This is a genomic window from Dyadobacter sp. CY326 (assembly GCF_021390515.1).
In the GTDB taxonomy this organism is placed as follows: domain Bacteria; phylum Bacteroidota; class Bacteroidia; order Cytophagales; family Spirosomataceae; genus Dyadobacter.
This window is the reverse complement of the sequence record NZ_JAJUXI010000011.1, coordinates 187,990-209,362: the sequence shown is the minus strand read 5'-3', so window position 1 is coordinate 209,362 and position 21,373 is coordinate 187,990. Positions and strand designations below refer to the sequence as shown.

General features: G+C 45.3%; 14 protein-coding genes. 9 read left to right on the top strand and 5 right to left on the bottom strand.

Going from position 1 to position 21,373, the window contains the following annotated elements; translation table 11 throughout:
- Positions 1-98 precede the first annotated feature (98 nt).
- The 5 genes from ruvA to LZG73_RS21650 form a co-directional block, all read right to left on the bottom strand.
- Positions 99-689: a Holliday junction branch migration protein RuvA gene (gene ruvA, locus LZG73_RS21670; protein WP_233854467.1), complete on the bottom strand. Its 591-nt coding sequence runs from the start codon at positions 687-689 to the stop codon at positions 99-101.
- A 31-nt stretch (positions 690-720) separates the two neighbouring features.
- Positions 721-2,286, bottom strand: coding sequence for a lytic transglycosylase domain-containing protein (locus LZG73_RS21665; RefSeq protein ID WP_233854465.1), 1,566 nt, complete (start codon positions 2,284-2,286; stop codon positions 721-723).
- Positions 2,287-2,577: 291 nt separating this feature from the next.
- A complete protein-coding gene (gene gatA, locus LZG73_RS21660) occupies positions 2,578-4,035 on the bottom strand; it encodes an Asp-tRNA(Asn)/Glu-tRNA(Gln) amidotransferase subunit GatA (protein ID WP_233854463.1) in 1,458 nt (485 codons plus the stop codon).
- Between the two features lie 93 nt (positions 4,036-4,128).
- The gene (locus LZG73_RS21655) at positions 4,129-4,329 is read right to left on the bottom strand and encodes a twin-arginine translocase TatA/TatE family subunit (RefSeq protein ID WP_233854462.1); all 201 of its coding nucleotides are present in this window, start codon (positions 4,327-4,329) and stop codon (positions 4,129-4,131) included.
- A gap of 69 nt (positions 4,330-4,398) precedes the next feature.
- A complete protein-coding gene (locus tag LZG73_RS21650) occupies positions 4,399-4,815 on the bottom strand; it encodes a YkvA family protein (protein WP_233854461.1) in 417 nt (138 codons plus the stop codon).
- Between the two features lie 208 nt (positions 4,816-5,023).
- Here LZG73_RS21650 and mdh point away from each other — a divergent pair, with 208 nt between their 5' ends.
- From mdh to LZG73_RS21605, 9 genes are all read left to right on the top strand, one after another.
- The gene (gene mdh, locus LZG73_RS21645) at positions 5,024-5,950 is read left to right on the top strand and encodes a malate dehydrogenase (RefSeq protein ID WP_233854460.1); all 927 of its coding nucleotides are present in this window, start codon (positions 5,024-5,026) and stop codon (positions 5,948-5,950) included.
- A gap of 137 nt (positions 5,951-6,087) precedes the next feature.
- Positions 6,088-8,880 carry a TonB-dependent receptor gene (locus LZG73_RS21640; protein WP_233854459.1) on the top strand — a complete coding sequence of 931 codons (2,793 nt, stop codon included), beginning with the start codon at positions 6,088-6,090 and terminating at the stop codon, positions 8,878-8,880.
- 64 nt (positions 8,881-8,944) lie between these two features.
- Complete coding sequence (locus LZG73_RS21635; RefSeq protein WP_233854458.1) at positions 8,945-11,848, top strand: triple tyrosine motif-containing protein; 2,904 nt, start codon at positions 8,945-8,947, stop codon at positions 11,846-11,848.
- 168 nt (positions 11,849-12,016) lie between these two features.
- On the top strand, positions 12,017-15,031 hold the full coding sequence (locus LZG73_RS21630; protein ID WP_233854457.1) for a TonB-dependent receptor: 3,015 nt from the start codon (positions 12,017-12,019) through the stop codon (positions 15,029-15,031).
- Between the two features lie 14 nt (positions 15,032-15,045).
- Entirely contained in the window at positions 15,046-16,557 is a 1,512-nt protein-coding gene (locus LZG73_RS21625) for a RagB/SusD family nutrient uptake outer membrane protein (RefSeq protein ID WP_233854455.1), read from the top strand.
- A 51-nt stretch (positions 16,558-16,608) separates the two neighbouring features.
- Positions 16,609-17,436 (top strand): LamG domain-containing protein, encoded by an 828-nt coding sequence (locus LZG73_RS21620; RefSeq protein ID WP_233854454.1) that lies wholly within the window; start codon positions 16,609-16,611, stop codon positions 17,434-17,436.
- Positions 17,437-17,496: 60 nt separating this feature from the next.
- Complete coding sequence (locus LZG73_RS21615) at positions 17,497-18,843, top strand: glucoamylase family protein (RefSeq protein ID WP_310588455.1); 1,347 nt, start codon at positions 17,497-17,499, stop codon at positions 18,841-18,843.
- Between the two features lie 25 nt (positions 18,844-18,868).
- Positions 18,869-20,251, top strand: coding sequence for a glucoamylase family protein (locus tag LZG73_RS21610; protein ID WP_233854453.1), 1,383 nt, complete (start codon positions 18,869-18,871; stop codon positions 20,249-20,251).
- 141 nt (positions 20,252-20,392) lie between these two features.
- Positions 20,393-21,373, top strand: coding sequence for a kelch repeat-containing protein (locus LZG73_RS21605; RefSeq protein WP_233854452.1), 981 nt, complete (start codon positions 20,393-20,395; stop codon positions 21,371-21,373).

Genomic DNA, 21,373 nt, shown 5'->3' with positions numbered 1-21,373 from the left:
GGTAATATGCTTATTTAGAGAAGGTTGCAGCCACAATCAAATCCATCAGAACGATTTTACTATCGTAAATTTTTTCACCAAATATCATTACAGCTCGATTATCGAAGTGCCAGTTTTATAAGATTTTCAACGGTCATTGCATGTCCCTCGCGCTTGATAATCACATCCAGACTTTTCTCTGCGGTCACTTTTGGAATGCCCAATGTGACGAGCGCAGCCAATGCTTCACTTTTCAAAGTGCCGGACGGATTGTCAATGGTTCTCGGACCAGTTGAGACAAGTTCCTCTTTGCGAATTTTATCACGCAATTCCAAAATGACGCGTTGAGCAGTTTTTGACCCGATTCCCTTGATTGATTGAATCAAACGCAGATCTTCGTCTATAATTCCTTGTCGTATTTCTGATGAAGAAAGCGACGAAAGCATTACCAATGCTGTTGACGGGCCGACTCCTGATATGCCTATCAGGTCCAGGAAAAGCTTCTTTTCATCGTTTCCCCAAAACCCATACAAGATGTGGGCGTCTTCCCGTATATTCAGGAACGTTACGAGCTTGCACTTCTCCCCAAGCTCGGGAAGGGAAGTGTAGGTTTGTAAAGAAATCCGAACTTCATAGCCTAATCCGTTTACATCGATAATGGCATAAGCCGGATCTTTGTAGACTACAGTTCCGTTAACGTAGGCAATCATATAAATAGTATGTGTAAATGACGCGTATTCACTAGACAGATATAATCAGTTTCTGACCAGGTTTGATGGCATTTCCTCTTATTCTGTTTTTCTTTTTCAATTGTCCTATCTCCAGTCCGTAGCGCTGTGATATGATCCAAAGTGTATCGCCTTTTTGAACTGTGTGATATTTTTTTCTTGTATGCCTGTCGTTTCTGGCGACTTCTTTTTTAGGCTCAGGAGCATTGTTTGAAGCCACTCTCGTGCCACGAACCGTTTCCTTAACTTCTTTCAAAATGACCAGCCTTTGTCCTCTTTGAATATTGTTGCGGCGCAGGTGATTCCATCTTTTTAGCTGTGCAACCGTAACGCGGTATTTTCTCGAAATAGATTGCAGGTTCTCCCCTCTTCTAACTGTGTGAGACGCCCGTTTTGTCCTGGTTTTTTCAATAACAACATCCTCACTTTCAGCCTCATAATCCTCGTCATCGCTAAACGTTTCCTGGCTTACAACTGCATATGGGAATGAAGTATTTTTGCCCATCGAATCCAGAACAGAACTGTCAAGCTTCGCCACCATTACGCCAGGTTGCAGAAGCAATCTGCGCGTGCAAGAGTCCATGATCGAATTTCTGTTGCTGACCAAATAAGTGAACTGCATGCTTGGCACTTTTAGGACAAAATTCCGCGTCTGGTCCGGCAATGAAGTTTTTGTGATCTGCGGATTGAGTTTTTGAATGTCTTCGAAATTGATGTTGCTGTTTTTGCAGAAAGCAAGCAGATCAATGTATCCGTTAATATGAATGGTGTCGTTTGGAATCTGGAATTCCATTTTTTGCGGGTAAATCCCGTGGTCATTTCCATAGTTCATCATGTAGTTCATCGCTACATATTGCGGAACATAGGAACGCGTTTCACGCGGAAGCACATTGTAAATTGTCCAGAATGTTGTTCCATGTGAACGGCGCATTGCGCGCTTTACGTTGCCCGGGCCAGTGTTATAAGAAGCCAATGCAAGCTCCCAGTCACCAAAAATATTATAAAGTTGTTTCAGATAACGGCAAGCAGCCTCCGTCGCTTTTACCGGCTCGAAGCGCTCGTCAATGTATTTGTCCTGATAAAGACCAAACTCACGTCCCGTTGCAGGCATAAATTGCCACAAACCACCCGCTCTCGCATGCGAAATAACAGTTGGATTGAGTCCCGACTCGATCATTGAAAGATATTTGAGCTCAGTCGGTAAGCCGTGCTTTTGTAGTGTTTTTTCAAAAATGGGAAAGTAGAGCGGCATCTTCTCCATCATTGTTTTGGTGAAGTCTGCCTTTTTATAAATAAAATACTCTACGAACTCGTGGGAAGTCTTGTGATAAGTTAGCGGAATTGATTTTTCAAGTTTCGCAAAACGCTCCCTCAAAAGCTCCTGTGGAATTGCGGGTGTGTTGCCTATTTCTTCAACTGCTGGCAAAGCAGGAATCGCCAATTCCTCTGCTCTTACAATATTTCCCAGCGTATCTTGCTCGAATGCTAACTTCTCCTGTGGAACAATTGCCATAGCCGGCACACTTCCAAATCCTGCACACATGGCTCCGAGCCACAATAGTTTTTTTGAAATCTTCATTAATTAAATGTTTTTTGAAGGTTAATCAATTCCCGGTTTTCAATGGCTACTATCTGAAAGTCAATTGCTTACAGATAAAATTTCCTTTATAAGATCTTCATTTTCCGAAAATCTGCCTGATGAATTAGAATAATCTCTAATACATTTTCACGCTTAACTCACAAATATATGCTTCGAATAACTTTGCTACTGCACCGGCTATTCTGGCACGATTATTTACTTAAAACCTTGGATAGTTATGCAGTCACATGTCAAATAGGTCGGCCGAATAAAAAACCAGCTGATACCCGTTTAGTGATTTGAATCCATGATTACAGCTCCTTTTTTGTTCAACTCAGTAAGATATTGCGCAAATGCCAGCATCTTTTCTTCGCCAAAATAAGGAGCCATGACCTGAATTCCAATTGGCATTCCGTTTTCATCATTCCCATTAGGAAGCGCAACAGCCGGGTTTCCAACGACATTTGCCTGAACTGTAAAGATATCCGCAAGATACATTTGTAAAGGGTCCTGCGTTTTTTCTCCTATTGTAAAAGCAGTTGTTGGCGTTACCGGAGAAATAAAAAAGTCAAACTGATCAAAGAACCTGTTCGTCTCCTCCTGCACCAATCTTCTAACGCGTTGCGCTTTGGTATAGTATGCGTCGTAGTAATTTGCACTCAGAACAAAAGTTCCTAACAGAATTCGCTTCTTCACCTCCTGGCCGAAGCCTTCTGTGCGTGTCTTTTTGTACAAGCTTTCCAAATCAATCGCTTCCGGGCTTCTGTGCCCATAACGGACGCCATCGAATCGTGATAAATTTGAGCTGGCTTCCGCGGTAGTTAATATATAATAAGTGGGAAGCAGCGAATCAAGCAATGGAATTTCAACTGGCGTCACTTCATGCCCTTCGGCACGTAACCGGTTTAATACTTCCAATGTCTGATTACGAATGTCAGAAGAAATTGCTTCACTTTCAACACTTTCACGAATATATCCTATTCTTGCCTTTCCAGTCCAACTCAAATGCTGCGTATAAGCGGGAACGGGCTTGCTTGAAACTGTGCTGTCAAAATCATCTCCGCCAGCCATAATTTCTATTAGCAAAGCCGCATCGGCAACGCTTTTTGTAATGGGTCCAATGCAGTCGAAAGAAGATGCATAGGCGATCAGTCCGTAACGTGAAATTCTTCCATAGGACGGTTTTACACCCACAACTCCACAAAAAGCAGCAGGTTGACGAACCGATCCGCCCGTGTCGCTTCCGAGAGAAGCGTGGCATAATCCAGCCTGAACAGCAACGGCCGATCCACCCGAAGAACCGCCCGGAACTTTGGAGTTATCGGCCGCATTAAGCACAGGGCCGAATGACGAATTTTCATTGGATGAACCCATTGCAAACTCGTCGCAGTTCTGACGACCAATGACAATGGCATCTTCGTCCAGCAAGCGCTGAACTGCGGTTCCCGTGTAAGGCGCGACGTAAGAATTTAAGATCTGACTTCCGGCTTGCAAACCGTGTCCTTTGTGCGAAAGCACGTCTTTGAGCCCAATGACCAATCCGGCAAGCCTCCCTGCCGTTCCGTTTGCGATTTTTTCATCAACTGCAACGGCTGCTTCCCTCGCCTCGTCAGCATACACTTCAACGAAAGCATTCAGGTGTTGATTGGACTCAATATTTTGAAGATAATAATCAACTAACTTAACGCAGGTCAAACCGCCTTCACGCAAATCTTCCTGAATCTCGGCTAGCGTCAGATACTCTTTCAATGTAATTAATTTGTGGGGTTGTAAATAAAGAATCAGAGCCATTAAGTATACCCTTAAAGGCTCTGTTTATAATAACTCGATAAGATGGAAGGATTATTTGGGGTCTTCCATGCTTTTTTCAATATTTTCCTTAACGTCTTTTGACGCGTTCTTGAATTCATTGATACCTTGCCCCAAACCGCGCATCAACTCAGGAATTTTCTTCGCACCGAAGAAAAGTAGAACGAACAAGGCAACCAAAAATATCTCTTGTCCACCTAGACCCATGATTCCTAAAACGGTTATTGATTCCATATCTGTTTCTTTTTTAATGTTTACAAAAATAAAAATTCTTTTCTACAGAAACTACTAAACGGTTCTGTTTTATCCTATGTTAATCGTTTTTTCACTCTTTTCCCACTGGCTGAATTTGGTGATATCATCGCCCAAAGTTTTGATCAACCAAACAATCAGCGCAACGTCATCAGTGATGCCAATGACGGGCAAAAAGTCTGGAATCAGATCAATGGGCGATAAAAAGTAGATCAGCACAGCCACAATTGAAATAAGACTTTTCCATGGCAATCCCTTGTAATCTCCAGCTGCATAAGCACGGACCATGCGGATCAAAACCTGTACACTGCCGGTAACTTCGGACAGATTTTCGCGAAATCCTACGCGGTTCATCTTGCCCATCACTTCCTTCGCCAGTTCAAACAGACGCGCTGAATTCTGCGCATAGCGACCTGCCTTTCCTGTGGCCTTCTTAAAGAAAATCGACTTCAAAATCCTCGATATCATAGATTCGTTATTCATTATATATAGCAAGAAAAAGAGGTTTGTAATGCCGATATAACTATCAAGATACGTAATTAATTGTATTTCGGATTGACCCCATGACTTTTAAGGCAAAAAATCTCATTCCGCTTGGTTTAAACAAATTATGTGTCCTACTTTTAGGAAAAAATTTAAAAAGCATTAATTTCTATACAATTAACCATATTTCTTTATGAAGATTACTGTTGTGGGTGCAGGCGCCGTTGGTGCAACTACTGCCGATAATATTATTCGTCGTGAATTGGCTGAAGAGGTCGTTTTATTGGATATAAAAGAAGGCGTAAGCGAGGGAAAATCGCTGGATATGTACCAGACAGCAGCTTTGCTGGGGTTCAATACGAAACCTGTTGGCTCAACCAATGATTATGAAAAAACAAAGGGCTCCGATGTTGTTGTAATCACATCCGGCCTGCCCCGCAAGCCTGGTATGACGCGTGAAGAACTGATCGGAATCAACGCTGGAATTGTAAAAGGTGTTACTGAAAATATTCTAAAATACTCTCCTGATGCGATCATTATCGTTGTGTCCAATCCAATGGATACCATGACTTATCTGGCTTTGAAAGAGTCGGGGATTGCAAAGGAAAAACTGATTGGAATGGGCGGCGCATTGGACAGCGCGCGTTTCAAAACTTACCTGGCACTGGCCATGAACGCTTCTCCGCTGGACATCCACGGAATGGTGATTGGTGGCCATGGCGATACAACCATGATTCCGTTGACAAGATTGGCAACTTACAATGGTCTTCCGGTAAGCAATTTCCTTTCAACGGATGAGCTGGAAAAAGTGGCGGCTGACACCATGGTGGGCGGCGCGACTTTGACCAAATTGATTGGCACTTCTGCCTGGTATGCTCCGGGCGCGGCCACATTGCTTTTGGTTGAGAGCATCGTTCGCGATCAGAAGAGAATTGTGCCTTGCAGCGTTTATCTGGAAGGCGAATATGGCCAGAGCGATATCTGCATGGGCGTGCCGGTTGTGTTGGGCAGAAAAGGATGGGAAAAGATCATTCACCTCGACCTAACAGACTCAGAGAAAGCCGCTTTCGAAAAATCAGCAGAGGCAGTGAGATCAATGAACGCTGCTTTGAACTTGTAAATAGACCGAAATAAACCACTGCAAAAACCTGTCCGGAAATCCGGTCAGGTTTTTTTTTCGATTTTTTTTTCAAGAATGTGACCTGGCATAGAAATGTACGTCTAATTGGAGATTTTTTATCATCTAACCGCACGTATATGAAAAATGCTCTAATTCTATTTGTCAGTCTTTTCGTTTCATTCCAGGCACTTTCTCAGGGAATTAAGGGGAAAATCACGGATGAAAAAAATGGCTCCGGGTTGCCAGGAGTTTCGATTCTCGTACAAGGCACCAACAATGGAACGGTCACCGACGGCGACGGCAATTATTCGGTCAACATTGATGAAGGTGTTTACAATGTGGTCGTTTCCTTCATTGGCTACACTTCCAAAATCGTCCCGGCGCAAGTAAGATCCGGTGAAATGCTCACGCTAAATGTATCACTCGCCGAATCGTCGGAAATTCTGAGCGAGATTGTTGTTACCGGATCCAGAAGCGGCGGCCGGTCGCGTATTGACTCGCCGGTGCCAGTGGATATCATTCCGGTGTCCCAGATCGCCAACAATGTCGGACAGGTGGACATTAACCAAATCCTGACTTATATCGCGCCTTCCTTCCAATCGTCACGCCAGACGATCTCTGACGGCTCCGACCACATTGATCCTGCACAATTACGAGGTTTGGGGCCCGATCAGGTTTTAGTTTTGGTTAATGGCAAAAGAAGGCATCAGTCGTCGCTCGTCAATGTGAACGGAACGGTAAACCGCGGAACCGTTGGAACCGACTTGAACGCCATTCCGGCAACAGCAGTCGACCGCATTGAAATCCTTCGAGACGGCGCGTCAGCACAATATGGCTCCGACGCCATCGCAGGCGTAATCAACATCATTCTGAAAAACAGAACCGGCCTCAGCGGAAATGTCTCCTACGGCCAGAATGTGACGACTTATGACAAAAATTACATCATCAACAACGGCGCAGACGAGTCCGTGAATGTTACTGACGGCGGAACTGCGCAGGTTGGCCTCAATTATGGATTCAAAGTAGGCGAAAAGGGATTTGTCAACATTACCGGCGAATATGTAACCCGCGAAGCGACCAACCGCACGGGCACTTACACGGGTCAGCTTTTCCCAGCGGTCAACGGCAATGTTGTTGATGATGAGATCTTAACCGAAAGAGGACTGAACCGAAATGACTTTGATATGCGCATTGGAAATTCCAAAGTGCAGGGCGGCGGCGTTGTTTTGAATGCAAACATTCCTGTGGCTCCCGGCATGGAAATCTATGCTTTTGGCGGTTATAACAACAAAAAAGGCAATGCGGCTGGCTTTTACAGATATCCCAACGGCATTCCGGCAGCTGTGCGCAACAATGTGTTCTCAGCTTATCCCAATGGCTTTTTACCGGAAATTAACAGTGATGTGACGGACATTTCTGCGTCCGCAGGGTTTCGCGGCACAGTTGGCCAGTGGAAATTTGACCTGAGCAACACTTTTGGTAAAAATGATTTTGATTACGAGATCTCCAATTCCGTAAATTATACGCAGGCTGTGAGCACAAGCGATTTTCAGACGACATTCAATGCAGGCGGAAATGGTTTTTCCCAAAACACCATCAACCTGGATCTTGGAAGGAAATTCAATGTGTTATCCGGATTGAACGTGGCGGTTGGGGCCGAGCAGCGGACGGATAAATATACGATCACTGCTGGTGAGGAATCTTCCTACAAAAACTATGATGTTGCTGCTGGCGTTGCAGCTGGTGCGCAGGTTTTTTCTGGGTTTTTTCCTCAAAATGCAGGATCACATTCCAGGAGCAGCGTGGCTGGTTATCTGGATCTGGAACAAGACATTACAAAGGCCTGGGTGCTGAGCGCTGCGTTGCGATTTGAAAACTACTCCGATTTTGGAAACACATTGAATTACAAAGTCTCGTCGCGCTACAAAATTACAGACGGCATTGCGCTTCGTGCGTCAGCAAGCAGCGGATTTCGCGCGCCTTCGTTGCAGCAGCGTTATTATGCGAAAACCAACACGCTTTTTGTAACGCAAAACGGACAGCAGATCCCGCAGGAAAGCGGAACATTCACCAACGACAGCAGACCCGCGCAAATCCTGGGCATTCCCAAGCTGAAACAGGAAACTTCCCAAAGCTTCACAGTCGGAACGACAATCCAGGTGAACAATGCATTTGAACTTACACTGGACGCTTATCAAATTGACATTGACGACCGCATTGTGTTGACCAACAATTTCAGCGATGCAGGAAACGCAGCATTGAAGGCGCAACTTGCAGCAGCAAATGCAACAACTGCTAATTTCTTCTCCAATGCAGTTGATACGCGGTCGAGAGGCCTGGAAGGCGTGCTTTCTTACAATGCAAAAATGGGCGGAGACCAGTCAATCCGGGCAGTTTTGGCAGGAACATTTATCCAAAACAAAGTGAAAAAGGATGCCGCTGGCAAGCCGATTATTCATGCATCGGAAATTTTGGAGCAAACCGGACAGGTTAACACTTATTTCAACCGCGAGGATTTAAGCCGTTTTGAAATCGCAAGTCCAAAAAACAAGCAAAGCCTGACCATTAATTACAAAGCAGGCAAATTTGGCGTGATGTTACGCAGCGTTCGCTTTGGCGAAGTTGCATATTGGGACCCAACCATTGACCCAACAAAACCAGAATCCTGGCCCATCAACACGCTTACAGGCGAGAAAGAAACATTGGATCAGACTTTCGATGCAAAAATTGTGACCGATATAGCATTGAATTATGACCTTTTGAAAGGAATTAACCTGTCAATTGGCGCAAATAATGTTTTTGACGTTTATCAGGAAAAGCATCAGCATTCCGGAAATGTGAGTTTAGGCCGCTTCGTGTATTCGCGCCGTGTGCAGCAAATGGGCGTGAATGGACGTTATATTTTTGCGAGGCTGAATTTCAATTTTTGAGAATCCAGACTTTCCAGGTCTTGAAGACCTGGAAAGTCTGACACAAGACACCAAAACGCTGTAAATGATTTGTGAACCCGACGCAAGACGGTCGTCATTGTTTTATTTATTCAATCAGCCTTTAAGTTACAAGGCTGAAAAGTGGACCGCATTGCTTTTATTTTTTGCAAGCATTCTGATTGCAAACGCTCAGGAAACGCCTCCTTTAACAAATTATGCATCAGCAGTTTACAAAGCGCATAACCAGAACTGGGCCATTGACCAAAGCAGTGATCAGATCATTTACGCTGCGAATTCCGACGGCCTTATGGAATATGACGGTGCATCGTGGAAGCTGCATCCATTCCCCGACCGGCAAATTGTCAGATCAGTCCTTTATGATGAAACGGCCCCGAATGAGCCCGTAGGCAAAGTCCTGAACCGCCCTTTCAAAATGGAGCAGCGCATTTATGTTGGCGGCTTTTCTGAATTTGGTTATTGGAAAAAAGAAACTGATGGGCAGCTCAAATATTACTCATTAAGCAAGCAATCTAACTTTGCGAGCCTGAAAACGGAGGAAATCTGGCACATCACCAAGACACCTGATTACATTTATTTCCAATCTTTTTCGCGAATTTATCGCTACGACGGCCAAAAGCTCATTGAGCTGGAAACGCCGGGAAACTTCATGTTCCTGCGCTTCGTCAACAATCGACTTTTGCTGCCCACCATTGGAAAGGGCATTTATGAATTGAAGGGGGAAAAGTTTGAGCCATTGCCCGGAACCCAAGGCCTTTCAACAGCGATTGTGTCATCAATTTTGCCTTTTTCGGCAGGCAATGTGTTGATAACGACCTTTAAACATGGGTTGTTTTTATGGAAAAATGGCATTTTAACGCCTTGGAGAATTCCGCTTTCCGAAGAATTGCAAAGAAACATTATTAACCGCGCCATCACGCTCAGACAAGACAGTAGCCTTGTTTTTGGGACAATTCAGGCTGGTGTTTATGTTATTGACAAAAGCGGAAACCTCAAATATCATTTCAATAAGGACACCGGATTGCAGAATAACACGGTGCTGGCGTTAAAAGAAGATAGTCGCGAGCAGCTTTGGATCGGGCTGGATCAGGGCATTGACATGATCAAGATGTCGTCGCCAATTATTTCATATCAAACCAACGATAATCCGCTTGGCTCCACTTATGCGGCCGCCATTTGGCGTGGAAAATTGTATGTCGGTTCTAATAAGGGCGTTTTTGTGAAAAAGTGGCTTTCCACAGAGCCATTTCGCGCCGTTCCTGGTCTGGAAGGTCAAACCTGGAACCTCAATGTGTTTGAGGATCAGCTCATTTGCGGACATAACGACGCAACTTACCGGATTACTGAAAACGGAATTACGAAGATTTCGGACATTACAGGCGGCTGGATCATGCTGCCCATACAGTCCGGAAATGACACGCTTCTGCTCCAAGGATCTTATAACGGGCTTCATGTGTACAGGAAAGACGCGCAAAACTTATGGACCTATGCCTATCCCGTAAAAGGCATTCCGCCGATTCCTGTAAAACAGATTGTCCGCGATAGCAAAGGTTCTTATTGGCTTGGACATGCTTATAAGGGCTTGTTTATGGCGCAATTGACACCAAACCTGGATTCTGCAACATTATGGAAGGAATTCAAAGCGCCAAAAGATCTGCCGGGCGAGTTTTCGGTCGAGATTATGAATTCGAAAAATCGCATTTATGTCCGTTCCGGCGCCGTTTTTCTGCAACCCGATGCAAATAATAATCTTAAACCGTCTGCGGATTTCAATGCCGGAGATGAAGATGAGACATTTAAAGTGCGCACCGGGGTCGGCGGCGATTGGTTCAAAGTTTTTTTAAACCGCATTGCATTCCACACTTCCGCAAACAAAGTCCACAGCCTGGCGCTGACTCTGATTCGTAACAGCGAAACCATCATTCCCGTCTCCAAGGATTATTACTTTTTTTGTCTTGCCAATGGCTATGCACTTTACAATCGGCTCTCGGGATCAAATTCCGCCGAACCGACTGCCGCGCCAATTATTAGGAAAGTGGCAAACCTCAGAACGCTGTCACAAACATTCAGCATTTCAGGAAGTCCGGCGCTGCCATCCAGCGTCCGATCGCTAAGGATCAACTTTGCATTGCCGGTTTACGGCCAGAGCACGCTATTCAAATATCGCCTCCGAGGCCTGTCTGATCAATGGTCTGAATGGACGGACCAAAGCTTCGTAGAATTTACCAATCTGGAATCCACCAATTATATTTTTGAAGTCAGAAGCAGTTTGAATGATAGCATCACTGCTTACCGATTTAGCGTGCAGCCTTACTGGCGCGAAACATTGCTGGCGAAACTGCTTTTTGCATTGGTCGTCGGCCTAGCATTTGTTTCCATCATTCTTTATCAGGAAAAAAGACTTGTTCGCCATAGAAACCGGCTTATTGAAGAGCAGGAGGACAAATTGCGTCAACAACGCCTGGCCAGTGAGCGGCAGATTATGCAGATCCAGAATGAGAAATTGCAAAGTGATATTCAGAGCAAAAGTCAGAAACTTAGCAACATTGCAATCAATGTTGTCCGTAAAAACGAAATCCTGGAAGAGATCCGTGATGAGCTGAAACAAGTGAAAGCCGAAATGGGTCAGCAGCTTCCCAACATTCATTACCAAAAACTGCTGAACAGCATCGAACGCAATGTTGCTGGCAAGGAAGATTGGGAATTGTTCGAGCAAAATTTTGACGAGGTCCATGAACAATTCTTCAAAAGGCTTCGCCAGATCTGTCCCAGCATTTCCCCTTCTGAACTCCGGCTGGCAGCCTGTTTACGCATGAATCTCTCCACAAAAGAGATGGCACCAGCCCTTGGAATCTCCGTGCGGGGCGTTGAAATCAAGCGCTATCGACTTCGGAAAAAGCTTGGCCTGGGCGCTGATGCCAATCTCGTCCAATTTATGATGGACGTTTAGCACTGTTGTATTAATCCGTTACCAACTCTCATAAATGCAGTTTATCCTTGCATTATTCTCATTGATGTATAGTTGATGTAGTCGTTTTCTTGAATTTTCCTTGTCTTTGAGTTTAAATTTGAAGACAATAAATTCTTTTAATAATTCTATACCAAATTAAAACCATCAATGAAAACTATTGTACGATTACTGTACATGATCGTTTTGCTGTCTGGGAGTCTGGTCTCCTATGGTCAGGAAATAAATGTAACAGGAAAGGTTACTTCTGCCAGCGATGGCTCGGCACTGCCGGGTGCCAGCGTTCTCATAAAAGGAACGACGACCGGAGTTCCGACTGACACGGAAGGGAAATATACGATCAATGTCCCCAACCAAAATGCAATTGTCGTCATATCCATGATCGGCATGACACCGCAGGAAGTGCCGGTTGGCACAAAGAGCACCATCGACGTTGCCCTGGCGGAAGACGCGAAAGCATTGGGCGAAGTGGTCGTCATTGGATACGGAACGGCAAGTAAGCGCGATCTGACAGGATCCATTGTAACCATTAAAGGCGCCGAAATCTCCGATAAGCCCTCCGCAAACCCGATTACTTCATTGCAAGGAAAAGTGGCAGGTCTTTCGGTTGTCAACTCCGGACGTGCTGGTGAAGAGCCGGATGTGCGCATTAGGGGAACCAACTCGATCAATGGTGTGAAGCCCGTTTATATCGTAGACGGAATCTTGAACGATAACATCAACTTCCTGAACCCGGCTGATATTGAGTCCATCGAAGTTTTGAAAGATCCATCGTCGCTGGCGATTTTCGGGGTAAGGGGTGCTAATGGTGCCATTGCTGTCACAACGAAAAAGGCAAAAGCGGGAACATTGAATGTCAATTTCAATTCGTCGGTCGGCGTCAAAAAAGTTGCAGACCGCATTAGCATGACCAACGCTTCACAGTTCAAAGAGCTCTATAACGAGCAGTTGGCGAATCAGGGCAGCGCCGCTTACGACTACACCAACTGGACAGGCGACACGGATTGGCAGGATCAAATTTTCCAAAATGGCTTTTTGAATTATAATAATGTCAGCATTTCCGGCGCAACCGAGAAAAACCGCTTTTATATGGGGCTTGGAACGGTGCAGGAAGAGGGGTTGATCAAACATGAGAAATACGGCAAGCTGACATTGAACATTAATGATGAATTGCAGGTGAACAAGAACCTGAAATTCGGCATGACATTCAGTGGTTACCGCGCAACGCCATCGGGTGATAAAAAGAAAAATGTCGGCGGCGCCATTCTCGCAGCGCCTATTGCGCCTGTTTTTAATGATCAATATGGTCTTTATCACACACTTCCTGATTTTCAGCGCGCACAGGTTTACAATCCATTGGTTGACGTTGAACTGCAAAAAAACACTGAAATATTACGAGAATACCGGGCTGTCGGAAGCATTTATGGGGAGTTCAACTTCCTGAAAGACTTCACATTCCGTGCTGCGTTGTACGCGGATTATGGCTTTAACACCATCCGCAACTATCAGCCGCTCGTTAATGTCTATAACCCGGAAATAGTTGGTGAGGACAAAACTGATGCTGTCGTGAGACAAACTGTTGTGAATCAAAAGCAGAACATTTTTCCAAAGTTGCAGCAGGATTATTTGCTAACGTATAAAAAAGCTTTTGGCGATCACGATTTGACTGTTTTAGGCGGTGTTACCACTTATTTCAGGTCATTTGAAGAAACGGCTTCTACGGTAAGACAAGGCAGCAGTTTTGCCATTCCGAATGATCCACGTTTTTGGTATACGGATAATGTGGGAGATGCCGCAACAAGAACTGGTTCCGGTTCTGCCTGGGAATCGTCAACATTGTCCTTCCTCGGACGTGTGCTTTACAATTACAAAGGAAAATATCTGGTCAATGCATCTTACAGAAAAGATGGAAGCTCCGCCTTTTTGGGCAGCGGCAGATGGCAGGATTTTGGCGCAGTAGGATTGGGCTGGGTTGTGAGTGAGGAAGATTTTTTCAAAGATCAGAGTCTTTTCGATTACCTGAAAATTAAGGGATCATATGGAATCTTGGGTAACCAGAACATTGACGACAAATATCGCTATCCCGCCTATCCGACGCTGACAGCAGCTAATTCGGGCGTTTTCGGTGAAAATATTGTTGCTGGTTTGCAAAACGAATACATCGCTGACCCGAACCTGCATTGGGAAAAAGTGAATGCTTACGAGGGTGGCATTGAGTTTAATATGCTTAAAAACCGTCTGCAAGTTGAAGCCAACTATTATAACAAGCTCACGAAAGACATTCTCGTGCTTGTGCCCGGAATAGCCGGAACAATTCCTGGTTTGAGTAACCTGGGAGAGGTAAGAAACCACGGTTTCGAACTGTCGGCCAGCTGGAACCAGCAGGTTACGGATGATTTTTCATACACGATCGGTGGAAATCTCACGACGATTAACAACAAAGTCCAAAAGCTTTCGACCAAGGGTTATGACATCATCAATGGTGCATCCCGCACAACGGAAGGCTTTCCAATTGGTTATTTCTGGGGTTATGTAGCGGATGGAATTTACCAGACGGAAGCTGAATTTATCAAATCACCTGTAAGCTCGATTGGAGAAGTTTCGCCGGGTGACATTAAATATAAAGATGTCAACAACGACGGTTTTATCACCGAAGCCGACAGAACATTGATTGGCAACCCTACACCGGATCTAACTTATGGTGCTTCATTTTCAGCCAAATACAAAGGATTTGATGCTGGCGTTGAACTGAATGGTGTGTATGGCAACGAGATATTCCGCCAATGGAACCGCAGTACATTCGCGCAGTTCAATTATCAAACAGAAAGATTGGATCGCTGGAACGGGCCCGGAACTTCAAACTGGGAGCCAATATTGAACACTTCCCGCTCGAATAACTATTTGCCTTCGTCTTACTGGATCGAGGACGGAAGCTTTTTCCGGATCAGAAACGTGCAATTGGGCTACAATTTCTCTGCGGAAGCTTTGAAAAACCTGCGTTTGAAGTCGCTCAGACTTTATGTGAATGCGCAGAACTTGAAAACATTCACAAACAGCACTGGATTTACACCTGAAATTGGCGGAAGCACAACCGCTTTTGGAGTCGATAACGGAACCTATCCATTGCCTGTCATTTACACATTCGGCATCAACTTGAATTTTTAAAAATCTCAGAGAATATGAAAAGTGAATTAATAAAAAAGACCTTTAAAATCTCGCTTCTGGCGGTTTTCAGCTTGCTGGGAATTGCGGGTTGCAGCGATTTCCTGGACCGGGAGCCATTGGGAAGATATGTTGAAAAAGACATTCCCGCAGGATCATTTGACAGCCAGGTGTTTGGTGTTTATGCCAAAATGCGCAGCTTCGGTGTTTCGTCCATGCCTTATCTGGCAATCCACAATTTCCGCTCGGATGACGCGGACAAAGGAAGCTCCACGACGGATGGTGTGGCCCAGGAAGCATTTTACGATAATTTTCAATACACGCAGGATGAATGGCTTTTAAACAGTTATTGGTCAGATCATTATGCATTAATCATTGCGGCGAATGCAGTGATTGCAGACATTGATTCTGTTGGTGCAACTGATGCGGGAACGCTTGTTAACAAGGCAGAGGCCAAGTTCATGCGCGCATATGCCTACTTCAATCTTGCAAGAACTTACGGCGACGTTCCAAAAATTGATTTCAAAGTGCGCGAATCTTCACAGGCCAACATTCCAAAATCACCGGTAAATGAAATCTTTGCGTTGATTGATTCTGATTTGACAGAAGCTTCGGCATTGCTGCCTGTTTCCTGGGATTCAAAATACATTGGACGTCTAACGAGCGGCGCAGCATTCGCGCTGCATGCAAAAACGCACTTATGGCGTAAAAACTGGCCCGCGGCTTTGGCTGCCGCCAAGCAAGTCATTTCTTCCGGAAAATATTCATTGGTAAGCGATTACGCTGGTATTTTCAGGGAAACGGGAGAAAACAACTCAGAATCGGTTTTTGAGTTACAAGCCTTTTATTCCATCACGCAAACGACACTCGGCATTGAAAACGCAATGCACCAGGGCGTTCGGGGATCAGGAGCATGGGATTTGGGCTGGGGATGGAACACGCCGAACAAATCACTGGCAGACGCATTTGAAAAAGGCGACCCTAGGAAAGACGCCACATTGCTTTATTCGGGACAGGTAAATACGCCTTACAATGAGAGCGTTCCACCTGCAACAACGAGCATTCCAAGAGCATATTGGAACAAAAAGGCTTATACAAATCCGGCAACCAGGGATGCAACGGCAAGTCGCTTCGGGCAATGGATGAATGTGCGCATTATTCGTTACGCCGACGTGTTGCTGATGGCGGCTGAGGCTGCAAATGAAATTGGCGGTGAACAAAACATCACCGATGCGTTGGCTTGGCTGGAAATGGTTCGCGGTCGTGCACGGGGCACCAATGCTGCTATTTTGTCAAAAATTGTGACGCGAAATCAAGCACAATTAAGAGAGGCGATCCGCAAGGAAAGAAGAGTGGAGCTGGGCATGGAAAACGAGCGTTTCTACGACCTTGTACGCTGGGGAATTGCAGAAGATGTTTTGCATGCTGCGGGAAAAAACCTGTATCAGAACCGCAACCGCTATCTGCCGATCCCTCGTCCCGAGATCGATAAGTCAGGCGGCGTGCTTGTGCAGAACCCTGAATATTGATCATAACACTGGATTGTAAACTTATTTTTTCAAAAAACTTATCGCACTGAAATGAAAAATATATCATCCCGGTTGTTGGTCCTGGGTTTAGCGCTATTCATTTTTTCTTGTCAAAATTTTGAGAGGCCGGAACTGGTTTTGGTTTCTGATGACGATCCATCATTCAATGGTCCGTTGCAGCGTTACTGGGCTTTTGAGGGCATCGCCACGGATAGCATTTGGGGCAGCCGCGGCGCCGCGACCGGCGTTTCTTATGTGGAAGGCGTGAGCGGAAAAGCATATCAAGGTTCACCAACCGGGCAAATTGAATATGCTTCGGCGGGAAAACTTGCGACAATGGAAAGCTTTACCATCGCATTCTGGATGAACACTGAGAAGCACGACGGCGGCGCGCAAAGCGTTTTCATGTTGCCAAACACAGACGACTTCTGGGGTAATACTTTCATGATCATTGAAGGAAATAACACTAAAAGTGATTCTATGTTGGTGAAATTCAATTTTGCAGGAAACTGGATAACCTTTGACGGCACCAAAAATGCAAACGGACTCAATAAATGGCCGAATGCTTACGGCAAGTGGAAACATGTGGCATACACTTATGATGGAACGACATCCAAATTCGCTGCATATGTTGATGGAAAGAAACTGCCTTTGGCGGAATCCGTGACCAACATCATGAAGGATAAAGCGCCTTTTGGCCCGTTGAAAATGACGAATGCTTCCAAGTTTGTGATCGGCGGTTTCCAGCAGCACATTGGCATAAAAGCACCCGCAGATGCCTGGATGCTGCATTACACAGGAAAGCTGGACCAGTTCCGCGTTTATACTAAGGCACTTACTGATGCTGAGGTTACGGACATTTATACGAAAAAAATGTAATGTTGCCGGGAGAGAAGTTTAAGGACTTTTCTCCCCTTTTTTATTCCCAATCCACGCGACATGACCAGAGGCTTTTTCAAGCACGGGCTTTTATTGCTTTTACTTTTTTTGTCAGGATGCAATAAAAAGGATTCTGCTGGATCAGTAACAACGCCGGGAACAGTTGACTCAACAGACAAGTTTCCGGTAATTTCTGATGATTCACTTTTGACGCTTGTTCAGAAGCAAACATTTAAATATTTCTGGGACTTCGGACATCCGGTAAGCGGACTTGCGCGCGAAAGAAACACTTCGGGTGATGTTGTGACCTCCGGCGGAAGCGGTTTTGGCATTATGACCATTCCGATTGCCATTGAAAGGAAATTCATTACAAAAGCCCACGGGTTGGAAAGAATGCAGAAAATAGTCAGTTTCCTGAAAGACAGAACGCAGAAATTTCATGGCGCATTTCCGCACTGGATCAACGGCGCAACAGGCAATGTTGTGCCATTCAGTGAAAAGGACAACGGCGCTGATCTGGTTGAAACATCTTATTTAATTCAAGGTTTGTTGACAGCACGCCAATATTTCTCCGACACAAATCCGGCTGAAACTGCTTTGAGAAAAGACATTAACGCCATTTGGGAGGGCGTAGAATGGGACTTGTTTCGAGAAGGAGATGAAAATGTGCTTTACTGGCATTGGAGTCCGGACTTCAAATGGGAAATGAACCACCAGATCAGAGGCTGGAACGAATGCCTGATCACTTACGCCCTGGCAGCATCCTCGCCAACGCATGCCATTCCGAAAACAGTTTACGACAAAGGCTGGACCAACAATGCCACTTTTTTAAACGGAAACTCCTATTATGGACTGACGCTTCCGCTTGGTGAGCCTTCCGGTGGGCCGCTTTTCTTTGCACATTATTCATTTCTTGGGCTCAACCCAACTGATCTTACCGATCAGTTCACGAATTATTTTGCACAAAACAAGGCGCACGCATTAATCAATTACAATTACTGCAAGGCCGATCCGAAAGATTATGGATACAGCGATCGATGCTGGGGATTGACTGCGAGCGACATTCCGAACGGCTACAATGCCAATTCTCCGACCAATGATAAAAGTGTCATTGCGCCCACAGCAGCGCTTTCATCATTTCCGTACACGCCCGCTGAGTCCATGCAAGCTCTGAAATATTTTTATTACCAGCTCGGCGACCAGCTCTGGGGCGAATATGGTTTTCACGATTCATTTTCAATCAAAGAGCAATGGGTTGCGGACTCCTATTTAGCAATTGATCAGGGGCCCATCATCATTATGATTGAAAATCACCGAAGCGGCTTGCCCTGGAAGCTGTTCATGAGTGTTCCCGAAGTGAAATCCGGCATGAAAAAACTGGGCTTTAACAGCCCTAACCTCAACTAAAACGTTCCGAAAATTAATCAACGACATGATGAAGATATCCTTCTATTGCTTTTTCTGGCTGTTTCTTTTGCTCATCAATGCAAATCAAAGCATTGGACAAAAAAAGAAGTCGGCAAATAAGCAGGCAATTACATTTAATCCAGCAGACCGACCGAAGAACCTTTCCGACACGGCCTTGCTTGAACTGGTGCAAAAGCAGACATTCCGCTATTTCTGGGAATTTGCGCATCCCGTCAGCGCAATGGCCCGCGAACGCAGCAACATTGCCTACGATTATGGAGCCGAAGTTGTGACAACAGGCGGAACCGGTTTTGGCATTATGGCCATGATCGTTGCCGCGGAAAGAGGCTGGCAACCAAGAGATTCGGTGTCTGCCCGGTTATTGAAAATGGTCAAATTTTTATCGAAAGCGGATCATTATCACGGCATTTTTCCTCACTGGCTCAATGGCGCAACGGGCAAAATCGTGCCGTTCGGGCGTAAGGATGACGGTGGAGATTTGGTTGAATCATCATTCCTGTTTCAAGGACTGCTGGCTGCGAGACAATACTTTGACAAGGACACGCAAGTTGAAAAGGATCTTCGCAACAGGATTCAATGGATTTGGGATGAAGCTGAATGGGATTGGTATACCAGAGGCAATCCGAACCAATTGTACTGGCATTGGAGCCCGAATAATGGCTGGGCGATGAATTTCGAACTAAGGGGTTATAACGAAACATTGATCACTTACATCCTGGCCGCTTCTTCGCCCCGCTATCCGATCACCGCGCAGGTTTACAATAAGTGCTGGGCGCAAAGCGATCATTTCAAGAATGGAAAAGAATATTATGGCCTGAAACTTCCGCTTGGTTTTGAGTTTGGCGGGCCGCTGTTTTTTGCGCATTACTCGTTCCTGGGGCTGGATCCAAGGCAATTGAAAGACCAGTATGCCGATTATTGGGAGCAAAATGTAAATCACTCGATGATCAATTATAAATATTGTGTTGCCAATCCAGGCAAATTCAAGGGTTATGGTGAGAATAGTTGGGGCTTGACTGCGAGCGACACGTATGATGGTTACAATGCGCATTCTCCTACAAATGACTTCGGCACGATCACGCCAACGGCAGCATTGTCATCATTTCCGTACACCCCGGAGCAATCGATGAAAGCGCTTCGCCATTTTTATGACGACTTGGGAGACAAGATTTGGAGCGAATATGGATTTACAGATGCATTTAACGAAAGCCAGAACTGGTATGCCAAATCGCACCTCGCCATTGATCAGGGACCGATCATCGTGATGATTGAAAATTATAGAACCGGTTTGATATGGAAGCTTTTCATGAAGGACCCGGATGTTCAGAAAGGGCTTAAAAAGCTTGGTTTCGAGAGTCCCGCTATTAGCTTAACCAGCAAAAATTAACACCTTATTGACCTAGTTTGACAGAAAGACCGGCCGGGTGCTGGTCTTTCTGTTTTATAAAATATGTTTGTACCTTGATGCCTGATCTTTGGAAAATATTTTGGTTAAAACGCTTCCCTACCCACATCAAACCTGAATAACATGAATGCAATTTTAAAAAGCTCACTAATCCTGATCGCTTTAAACCTCATTATCCCATCCGCTTTTGCACAGATCTGGGAGGTTTCCGAGCCAGAGAATCTTCCTGGGAAACGGCACGAAAATGCAATGGCGACAGCAAACGGAAAGCTTTATCTGCTGGGTGGACGCGGGGTTAAACCCGTTGATGAATATGATTTCAAGAAAGATTCGTGGTCGCAGCTGAAAGAGACGCCCTTGGAAATGAGCCACTTCCAGGCCGTGACTTACAAAAATGAAATTTACGTTTTGGGCGCATTCACAGGAGGTTATCCGCATGAAACGCCCATTCCTAACATTTATATCTTCAATCCGATCAAAAATGACTGGCGCAAAGGCGCTGCAATTCCTGAAAACCGTTTGCGCGGAGCGGCCGGAGCGTTCGTTTTGAATGACAAAATTTACCTCGTTTGCGGCATCCAAGACGGACATTGGGATGGCCAGGTGACCTGGTTTGATGAATTTGACCCGGCAACAGGCGCATGGAAGACACTTGCTGATGCGCCCAGACCGAGGGATCATGTTCAGGTTGCCGTTTTGGATAACAAACTATATGTTGCCGGTGGCCGCTTGTCGACAGCGCGCATTAACCAAATTTTGAATACGGTTATCAAAGAAGTTGATGTTTACGATTTCAAAACGGGCAAATGGTCAACACTCGACGCCGCTAATAACCTTCCTACCTTGCGCGCCGGCAACACCACGGTTGTTTATGGAAATAAAATTCTGATCATTGGCGGTGAAAGCGATGCGCATGTGGAGGCACACAACGAAGTGGAAGCATTCAATCCACAAACACAGAAATGGGAAAAGTTACCTTCGCTGCATCAAGGCCGTCATGGCACACAGGCCGTTTCCCTCAATAAGAAAATTTTCATCGCTGCCGGATCTGCCAACAGAGGCGGCGGCCCGGAGTTGAATGACATGGAGATTTTGGACAAATGA